The sequence below is a fragment of the Methylobacterium sp. UNC300MFChir4.1 genome, from assembly GCF_900110155.1.
Taxonomy (GTDB): domain Bacteria; phylum Pseudomonadota; class Alphaproteobacteria; order Rhizobiales; family Beijerinckiaceae; genus Methylobacterium.
In genome coordinates this window covers 1-7270 of the sequence record NZ_FOCS01000057.1, presented here as the reverse complement: position 1 = coordinate 7270, position 7270 = coordinate 1, and the positions used below count along the sequence as shown (strand labels likewise).

Below are 7270 nucleotides of genomic sequence, written 5' to 3'. Positions count from 1 at the left end.
GAGGTCGTGCCGGAGGTGGGCTTCAGCTACGACCGGCTGACGCGGGGCCGTGTGTCCGAGCGGGGCGGTCTGGTCGGGCAGGGCTTCGGCGGGCAGGGCTTCGGCGGGCAGGGCTTCGGCGGGCAGGGCTTCGGCGGGCAGGGCTTCGCGGTGGCGGATCTCGACGCGGCGCGCAGCCTGGTCGGCGGGCGGGTGACGAGCTGGGCGTTGGCGGGCATTCCGGACCTGCGCCTTGAGGGTCGGGCGTACTGGGCGCACGAGCTGGCCGACACGGCGGCGGTGATCCGCTCGAGCCTGTTCGGGGCGGGGTTCGCGGGCCGGACGAGCGCGCTGGGCCGGGACGGCGCGGTGCTGGGGGTGAGCCTGACGGGGGCGGTCGCCGCGGGCGTGCGGCTGTCGGTGGGCTATACCGGCGACGTCCGCCCGGGCGCCACCGCCCAGGTGTTCACCGCCGGCCTCCAGGCTGCATGGTGAGGGGCGCCGCCTTTACCCGGCCGGCGCCGTGGTCCGGAGGCGCGCATGCGCGGGAGAGACGGCCCGGATAAGCCACCGCCCGAGCCCGCACTGGCAGTCCGCCGGCGCGGCTTCTTCCGGCGCGTGCTCGACGGTCTCGAAGCCGTCGAGCTGCTGGTCCAGGCGGGCCGGCTGGTCTGGTGGCTCCTGAGAGGCCTGTGGCTGGCCGCCGGCGCGATCGTGCGCCTCTTCGGGGATCGCTGACGTGCGGCGCCCGAAGCGGCGCGGGAATCGATGCCCGCGCGGATGTTTCACGGGAAACATCCGCCGCGCCGCCTCGGCCCTCGCCACCGGCAACCGGCAACCGGGAAATGTCAGCCGAACAGCGCCCGCGCCACGACCTGCGGGTCGACCGGCTTCTGGCAGAGGGCGACGGCGCCGTGGAGCGACGGCACGGCGACCGGATCGTAGCCGGTGGCGAACAGGAAGGGCACGCCGCGCGCGTGCAGCGCGTCGGCCACCGGATAGACCAGCTCGTCCTGCAGGTTGATGTCGAGGACCGCGGCGTCGATCTCGGTCGTGCCGGCGATCAGCGCCAGCGCCTCGCCGACGCTCGCGACCGGACCCAGCACCTGGGCGCCGCCTTCCTCGAAGCCGGACTTGAGATCGACGGCGATGAAGTAGTCGTCCTCGACGAGCAGGACCCGCCTGCCGGCCAGCGCGCGTGGTTTCGAGGTCATGTGGGGTTGCCTGCGGCTTCTCCCTCGGGGAGCGGGATGTTGATCGAGCAATGTAGCGCCGTGGCGCCGAGTTCGTAGCTGGTCGTCGCCTTCAGTGCGTAGGGCAGGGCGTGCTCGATCAGTTCCCGACCGTAGCCGCCCCGCGGCGCCGCGTCCGCCAGCTCCGGTCCGCGAACGAGACCCTCCTCCACCCATTCCACCAGCAGCCGGCCGCCGCCGTCGTCCGCCCGGTAGGTCCGCCACGTCACGCTCAGGCGTCCCTGCGCGGTGGTGAGCGCGCCGTATTTCAGCGCGTTGGTGGCGAGCTCGTGCAGGGCCAGCGCGAAGGTCTGCACCGTCGCCTTGCGCAGCCGCACCACGGGCCCGTGCAGCCGGATGCGCGCCGGCATGGCCGGGGCGTCGAGGGCGGCGAGCTCCGTCTCGATCAGGGAGCGGAGCGTGATCGGTTCCTGATCGGAGCGCGAGAGGAGGCCCTGGACCCGCGAGAGGGCGGACAGGCGATCGTTGAACCGCTGCCGGAACGTCTCGCCGGGCCCGGTCTGGGCCATGGTCTGCTTGGCGATGGAGCGCACGACGCCGAGGAGGTTCCGGGTCCGGTGCTGCAGCTCGGCGACCATGACCTGCTGCCGCTCCTGGAGTTGGCGCAGATCGTCGATGTCGGTCGAGGTGCCGAGCCACTCGACGATCCGGCCCTGCGCGTCGCGGACCGGCGCGGCGCGGGTCTGGAACCAGCAGAACCGGTCCTCGGCGGCGTTGCGGAGCCGGTGCTCGAAGGAGAGGTGGCCGCTCACCGGCGCGTCGCGCCACGCGGCCGCGGCGACCGCCTCATCGTCCGGATGGACCGCCGCCAGCCAGCCCCAGCCCAGGCTCGTCGCGTCGGTCTGCCCGGTATAGGCGTGCCATTGCGGGCTCGGCCAGATGCAGGCCCCGTCGATCGCGGCGCGCCAGACGAGCTGGGGGATGCCCTGGGCGAGGGTGCGGAACAGCTCCTCGCTCGCGCGCAGGCGGCGCTCGGCCAGAACCCGCTCGGTGCTCTCGACCACGATGGCGATGACCCCGGCCGGGCGCCCGTCCTCCCCGAGGACCGGCGAGTAGTCGAGATTCATCCAGACCGGCTCGGGCCGGCCGTAGCGGTGCAGGGTCAGTTGCTGGTCCTTGTACGACAGCGTCCCGCCGGCGAGGCCGACGCGCATGACGTTGTCGTTGAAGTCGGCGACCTCCGGCCAGCCCTCGCGCACCTTCGAGCCGAGGAGCTCGGGATGGCGGCCGCCCGCGAAGCCCGAATAGGCGTCGTTGTAGATCATGATGCCGTCCTCGCCCCAGAGCAGCACGATCGGCACCGGCGATTGCAGCAGCGTGCTGACCGCGAAGACCAGGCTCTGCGGCCAGTCGGCGATGGGACCTAGCGGCGTCCTCGCCCAGTCGAAGCTCCGGACGAGGTCGGCGAGCTCGCTGCAGCCGGCCGAGAAGATGCGGGCCTCGCTCATGCGGTGACCGACTCGTGTGGCTCCGGCTCGGGCGAGCGCAGCGCGGATGGCGGAAGCCCGGTCCGCGACCGGTCGGGTCGGCCGGCCCGGCGGGCGGGTCACGCCGAGGCTACTACACCGCTCCTCTGCCCGGTAGGGGCGCCGCCGGCTCCGGCCCGGTCGCGTCGTCGGGCCGGCAGACGGGTTCTAGCCGCGGCCCGCGGGCTCCGGGAAGCGCCGGGCGAACCAGTCGCGCAGGATCTGCCGCTCGTAGTAGAGGCCGCCGGTGGAGAAGCGGGGATTGGACGTCAGCAGGAAGTTGATGTCCGTCACCGTGTCCGCGCCCTGCGCCACGGTGCGGCCGCCGCGACGCAGGCTGTAGGCGAGGCGGATCCGCGGCGGCGTGGCGTCCGTCACGACCCGCAGGCCGGTCGGGGTCGCGAAGCCGGGCCGGTCGAAGCCCGCGAGATCGACGTCGAGCACCGTGATGTCGAGGCGCTCGTCCGGGCGGAGCCGCGCCGTGCCGAGATCCGTGAAGATCCGGGTCAGCTCGGCCAGGGTGACCCGGAGCGGCTGCCCGGAGCCGAAGCGGTTCTCGGCATCGGTGAACCGCTCCGGCGCGGCGTAGCGCACGGTCACCTGTGCGTGTGCCGCCGGCTGTGCCGGGGCGGGGGCCGCGGACGACCCGATCACCGAGAGCGCGGCCGCGGCGGCGAGCGCGGCCGATCTTCCGGCGAGACGCGTGCGCATACCGAACTCCTCTCCGCGTGTGGCGGCCTGACCGGGGCAGGCCTGCCGGGAAGAACCGCCCGAACGGGGCCCGGTATCCAGTGCCCCGCGCGGATGTCCGGCTGCGACCGAATGGCGCCCGACCGTCCATAGTCTCGCCGTGATCCGGGCGCCTCGTAGCGCACCCGGCCCGAGGGGCGAGCCGGTCATGGGAGTCCGACGCGCATGATGAACTCTGTTCTCGCGCTTCTCACCGTCGTGGCGGTGCTGGTGGTCACGGCGCTGATCAAGCTGCCGCTCCTGCCGTTCCGCCTGGTCGGCCGCCTTCTGCGGAGCCGCCCGGCGGCGGCCTGACCCGCGCCGCTCAGGCCGCCGCGTCGATGACGAATTCCATCCCGCGACCCGGCCCCTGATCGGAATAGTCGACGAGCGCCAGACCGCGCTCGGCCAGGGTCGCCTCGACGGTGTCCCGCTCCCGGCGCACCATCTGACCCACCGCCAGCGGGGTCAGCCGGGGACTCGCGCGCCGCAAGCGGTCGACGCCGATATGGGCCGGCGTGCCCGCGTCCTCGGCGATCCGGGCCAGGGCCAGACCCAGGTCGCGCGCCTTGGTCTCGGCGGCGGATCTCGGCTTGAACGCCATCTGCTTCTCCTTCTGCTCGGCCACCCGTCTCAGGCGGCCCGCCTGTCGACGCACACATCCGGGAAGGCCCGGATCCAGACCCGACGGCCCTTGGCGTCGTAGACCTCGACCTGCCAGCCCGACCAGTCGAACCGCTCCACGACCCGCTCCATCAGCGCGAGCGCGACCCGATCGGCGTGGGCCCGCACCTGCGCCGCGTTCGGAAACCGGCTGCCGCGCAGGTCGGTCACCAGCTCGTGGCCGTCCGTGCAGTGGAAGCGGTAAAGCCGCGTCGGCATTGAGCTTCCCTCGATCAATCCACAGCACTCCACCGCGATCCGGGAACGGGGCGCATCCGCGGTTGAACCCACCGCGCCGATGCGCTTTGTTCGCGATATGTTCTATACGGATTCGGACGGCGATGCACCCAGATCCCGAGGCGGCCCCTGCGGAGTTTCGTCTCAGGGAGGCCGAGACGATCGCCGGTGCCTATCACCGGGCCGCGAAGGGGGACGCGTGGACCGCTCTCGTCGCGGCCATCGCGGACGCTCTGGTCGATCTCGACGCACTGGAGCGGCGCCTCGCCCGGCAGGGCGGACTGATATCGCTGGGCTACGCCCGCGGCCGCACCGGGGCGGGCGGGGTCCGGGCGCGGGGACGCCCCGGCCCGGAGGGTTGAGCGCCCGGCGATGACGGCGCGGTTGGCCGGGCGGTTGGCCGGGCAGCCGGCGGTGTCGCCGCCCGGGCGGCGACACGCCTGTCGGGGTCAGTGGTCCGTGCCGCCGCGCCGCGCCATGGCGCCGGGCTGGCCGAGGCCGATCGCCTTGGCGAGGGCGGAGCGCTGCTCGGCGTAACCGGGGGCGACCATCGGATAGTCGGTCGGCAGGCCGTAGCTGTCGCGGTAGCTGCGCGGATCCAGGCCGTGGCTGGCGAGGTGACGCTTCAGCGTCTTGTAGAGCTTGCCGTCGATGAAGCTGACGATCCCGTCGTGCCGGACCGACTTGCGGATCTGGGCCGCGGTCGGCTTCTCGACCTCGGTCTGCGGGGCCGCGCCGGCCTGCGCCGCCGGCGTCCCGGCGACGAGCCCGCTGATCGCGCCGTGGACGCGCGCGATCAGGGCCGGAAGCTCCGCGGCCGGCACCGGATTGTTCGACACGTAGGCGGCCACAAGCTCGGCGGTCATTACGGCCAAGGTGTTGGATGTCTCATCGAAGCTCTCATTCATGATCGGACTTCCAGCGAGCGATTTACGTTCCCACGGTTTGGGCGCGGTAAGGGTTTAAACAGCGTAAATATAGAACGAAGACTCGATGAATATCTCGAGATTTTCTGGCACCGCGCGGCCCGTCGACCCGGTCGGACACCGTCGGGGATCGCGGCGCGCGGTCGCGGATGATCCGGCTGCCCGCGCGGCAGCCCCGACCGACCGTGTCGGGCGAGCCGCGCGAACCGGCCGCGAACCGGCACGGAGGCGGCGGCGTGCCCCGGGCGGCGATGGCTAGAGACGGGGTCGGGGCGCCTCAGCCGGCGCCGTATCCGCCCTTCCGGTTGTCCGGCTGCGGCGCGGGCGGCCGCGTGTCGTAGCCGCCGCTCTCCGGCGCCGCGTCGGTGCCGGGCTCAAGGGGACCCGGGGCGTGGGGACCGCTGCCGCCGGCCGCCGGATCGGGGCGCTTCTCCGGGGCTGCCGGCCGGCCCGGCGGGACAGTTCCCAGGGCTTCCCGCGCGGCGTCGACATCCTGTCCCATCCGTCCCTCCCTGCGGTCCTTCGTGTAGGGCCAAGGCGGGAGGTCCCCGCATGTTCCCGGCGCGGTCGCCGGGACCGGCGTGCCGGGCGACGCGTCGGCGCGGCCTTATTTCCGCTCGCCGGTGGGGTTGGGCGTCGCGGACGTGTCCGGCGCGACAGCCGGATTGACGGGCGTGACCTTCGACCACGTGGCCGCGATCGCCACGATGGCGAGCAGCAGGACGATGAAGATGCCGATGAGGGTGAGGCGCTTCATGTGGCGGGTCTGGGTCTTCCGTGCGGGGCCTTGAGGGCGGGGAACGGCCGGGACGGCCGATCGATCCCGGCCCGAACGGGATCCCGCGGCCGCCCTGGTGCGGCCTCGACCGTCACGACCCCGCCGGACGCGGCCGCGCCAGGGCGGCCGCCGCGTGCCGGGCCAGGTCCTCGAGCCGGCGGACCGTCGCGTCGTCCGGGATGACCGAGGCGCACCAGTAGGCGCCCAGTGCGGCGACGGGCTCGGGCGAGCCGATCGGAACCATCACGAGGCTGCGCATCGAGGTCAGGCGGTAGAGGGCGAGCGGCACCCGGGGATCGCACTCGATGTCCGGGATCACGATGGTCGCGTCGTCGAGCATCGCGCGGCCCGAGATGCACGCCGTCAGCGGGAACCTGCGGCCGCGCCACAGCGGCTCGATGGCGTCCTCGGCGGCGTAGAAGGAGGCGTCGCCCTCGCGCAGAACCACCGCGATCCCGTCGGAGCCCGCGATCTCCCGCGCGGTCTCGCGCAGGATCGCGACCGTGTCCTCCAGGGACCGGGCGGTCGCCAGGCGGTGGGCGGCCAGAACCAGACCCGAGGCGGGATCCAGGGAGAGTTCATCCATGTGGGACGCGGCCGCGAGCACTCCGATCGATCGGGCAACGACCCATGCGGTGCCGCTGTGCAAGTCTGTCGGGCACCGGCGCGGTGGGCAACAACCTGGATCAAGCGTTTCGCCGACGGGATCGGGCGCGCGGAGATGTGCGGTCGCAGCGTACGCATATTGGTCGTTGCGGCGGAACTCCGCGACAGAAGTCGCGAAATAGTTCCGCGACACCGGATCACGACGCCGCGATGATGTGCTCCAGCGCACCTTTCGGTCCACCGGCTCCGGACCCCCGCCAGCGCTGTTGCAACAATGCACTATCGCGCCCGCACATCCTGACGTCCTGTCCGCCCCGCACACATCCCGTCCAACGGGAGACAGAGGACCAGATGATCAAGAAGCTTCTGCTCGCGAGCGCCGCCACGGCTCTCCTGACCGGCGCCGCCTCGGCCGCCGACCTGCCGCGCCGCGCCGCCCCGCCGCCGGTGTTCACCCCCGTCCCGGTCTTCACCTGGACCGGCGCCTACTTCGGTATCAACGCCGGCTACGCCTTCGACGCCAGCGACCGCAACACCGGCAACACCTTCGCCGTCCCCTTCCCCTACGCCGCCCCCGGCACCGTCGCCTCCTTCCGCAACCGCAGCCAGGACGGCTTCTCCGGCGGTGGCCAG

The 7270-nt window shown here is 72.8% G+C and carries 13 protein-coding genes and 1 pseudogene; 5 read left to right on the top strand and 9 right to left on the bottom strand.

Translation table 11 applies throughout. The features are described 5' to 3' along the window. Both BMY19_RS30040 and BMY19_RS30035 read left to right on the top strand, forming a co-directional pair. Nucleotides 1-474 (top strand): autotransporter outer membrane beta-barrel domain-containing protein (locus BMY19_RS30040; RefSeq protein WP_139215752.1); only part of this gene is annotated, 474 nt, incomplete at its 5' end. A gap of 45 nt (nt 475-519) precedes the next feature. Further along, nucleotides 520-717 (top strand): hypothetical protein, encoded by a 198-nt coding sequence (locus tag BMY19_RS30035; protein ID WP_100253874.1) that lies wholly within the window; start codon nt 520-522, stop codon nt 715-717. Between the two features lie 110 nt (nt 718-827). Here BMY19_RS30035 and BMY19_RS30030 read toward each other — a convergent pair whose 3' ends face one another. The 3 genes from BMY19_RS30030 to BMY19_RS30020 all read right to left on the bottom strand — a co-directional run bounded on the left by BMY19_RS30030 (nt 828) and on the right by BMY19_RS30020 (nt 3409). Beyond that, nucleotides 828-1193, bottom strand: coding sequence for a response regulator (locus BMY19_RS30030; protein WP_100253873.1), 366 nt, complete (start codon nt 1191-1193; stop codon nt 828-830). Continuing rightward, nucleotides 1190-2680, bottom strand: coding sequence for a sensor histidine kinase (locus tag BMY19_RS30025; protein ID WP_100253872.1), 1491 nt, complete (start codon nt 2678-2680; stop codon nt 1190-1192). Before BMY19_RS30025 ends, BMY19_RS30030 begins: the two co-directional genes overlap by 4 nt. Before the next feature lie 186 nt (nt 2681-2866). After that, entirely contained in the window at nt 2867-3409 is a 543-nt protein-coding gene (locus tag BMY19_RS30020; protein WP_100253871.1) for a DUF3016 domain-containing protein, read from the bottom strand. A gap of 204 nt (nt 3410-3613) precedes the next feature. Between BMY19_RS30020 and BMY19_RS31735 the strand changes: the two genes are divergently transcribed. Beyond that, entirely contained in the window at nt 3614-3742 is a 129-nt protein-coding gene (locus tag BMY19_RS31735; protein ID WP_020096525.1) for a hypothetical protein, read from the top strand. Nucleotides 3743-3752: 10 nt separating this feature from the next. On the opposite strand, the gene BMY19_RS30015 is transcribed toward BMY19_RS31735, so the two are convergent. Continuing rightward, on the bottom strand, nt 3753-4031 hold the full coding sequence (locus BMY19_RS30015) for a hypothetical protein (protein WP_026605481.1): 279 nt from the start codon (nt 4029-4031) through the stop codon (nt 3753-3755). A gap of 29 nt (nt 4032-4060) precedes the next feature. Continuing rightward, complete coding sequence (locus tag BMY19_RS30010; RefSeq protein ID WP_020096527.1) at nt 4061-4309, bottom strand: DUF6894 family protein; 249 nt, start codon at nt 4307-4309, stop codon at nt 4061-4063. Between the two features lie 122 nt (nt 4310-4431). Between BMY19_RS30010 and BMY19_RS30005 the strand changes: the two genes are divergently transcribed. Continuing rightward, the gene (locus BMY19_RS30005; RefSeq protein WP_100253870.1) at nt 4432-4689 is read left to right on the top strand and encodes a hypothetical protein; all 258 of its coding nucleotides are present in this window, start codon (nt 4432-4434) and stop codon (nt 4687-4689) included. Between the two features lie 87 nt (nt 4690-4776). Here BMY19_RS30005 and BMY19_RS30000 read toward each other — a convergent pair whose 3' ends face one another. From BMY19_RS30000 to BMY19_RS29990, 4 genes are all read right to left on the bottom strand, one after another. Further along, the gene (locus BMY19_RS30000) at nt 4777-5235 is read right to left on the bottom strand and encodes a Ros/MucR family transcriptional regulator (RefSeq protein WP_100253869.1); all 459 of its coding nucleotides are present in this window, start codon (nt 5233-5235) and stop codon (nt 4777-4779) included. A 295-nt stretch (nt 5236-5530) separates the two neighbouring features. After that, nucleotides 5531-5755 (bottom strand): hypothetical protein, encoded by a 225-nt coding sequence (locus BMY19_RS29995; protein WP_100253868.1) that lies wholly within the window; start codon nt 5753-5755, stop codon nt 5531-5533. A 105-nt stretch (nt 5756-5860) separates the two neighbouring features. Then, nucleotides 5861-6010, bottom strand: a complete 150-nt coding sequence (locus BMY19_RS31105; protein WP_020096531.1) for a hypothetical protein — start codon at nt 6008-6010, stop codon at nt 5861-5863. 112 nt (nt 6011-6122) lie between these two features. After that, nucleotides 6123-6617 (bottom strand): GAF domain-containing protein, encoded by a 495-nt coding sequence (locus BMY19_RS29990; RefSeq protein ID WP_100253875.1) that lies wholly within the window; start codon nt 6615-6617, stop codon nt 6123-6125. 371 nt (nt 6618-6988) lie between these two features. Here BMY19_RS29990 and BMY19_RS29985 point away from each other — a divergent pair. Next, nucleotides 6989-7270: pseudogene (locus BMY19_RS29985) on the top strand (porin family protein); the annotation flags it as partial.

Coding starts and splice junctions, on each gene's coding strand:
- BMY19_RS31735 (WP_020096525.1), top strand. CDS start 3,614: ATGATGAACTCTGTTCTCGCGCTTCTCACCGTCGTGGCGGTGCTGGTG.
- BMY19_RS30020 (WP_100253871.1), bottom strand. CDS start 3,409: ATGCGCACGCGTCTCGCCGGAAGATCGGCCGCGCTCGCCGCCGCGGCC.
- BMY19_RS30035 (WP_100253874.1), top strand. CDS start 520: ATGCGCGGGAGAGACGGCCCGGATAAGCCACCGCCCGAGCCCGCACTG.
- BMY19_RS30005 (WP_100253870.1), top strand. CDS start 4,432: ATGCACCCAGATCCCGAGGCGGCCCCTGCGGAGTTTCGTCTCAGGGAG.
- BMY19_RS30010 (WP_020096527.1), bottom strand. CDS start 4,309: ATGCCGACGCGGCTTTACCGCTTCCACTGCACGGACGGCCACGAGCTG.
- BMY19_RS30030 (WP_100253873.1), bottom strand. CDS start 1,193: ATGACCTCGAAACCACGCGCGCTGGCCGGCAGGCGGGTCCTGCTCGTC.
- BMY19_RS29995 (WP_100253868.1), bottom strand. CDS start 5,755: ATGGGACAGGATGTCGACGCCGCGCGGGAAGCCCTGGGAACTGTCCCG.
- BMY19_RS29990 (WP_100253875.1), bottom strand. CDS start 6,617: ATGGATGAACTCTCCCTGGATCCCGCCTCGGGTCTGGTTCTGGCCGCC.
- BMY19_RS30000 (WP_100253869.1), bottom strand. CDS start 5,235: ATGAATGAGAGCTTCGATGAGACATCCAACACCTTGGCCGTAATGACC.
- BMY19_RS31105 (WP_020096531.1), bottom strand. CDS start 6,010: ATGAAGCGCCTCACCCTCATCGGCATCTTCATCGTCCTGCTGCTCGCC.
- BMY19_RS30025 (WP_100253872.1), bottom strand. CDS start 2,680: ATGAGCGAGGCCCGCATCTTCTCGGCCGGCTGCAGCGAGCTCGCCGAC.
- BMY19_RS30015 (WP_026605481.1), bottom strand. CDS start 4,031: ATGGCGTTCAAGCCGAGATCCGCCGCCGAGACCAAGGCGCGCGACCTG.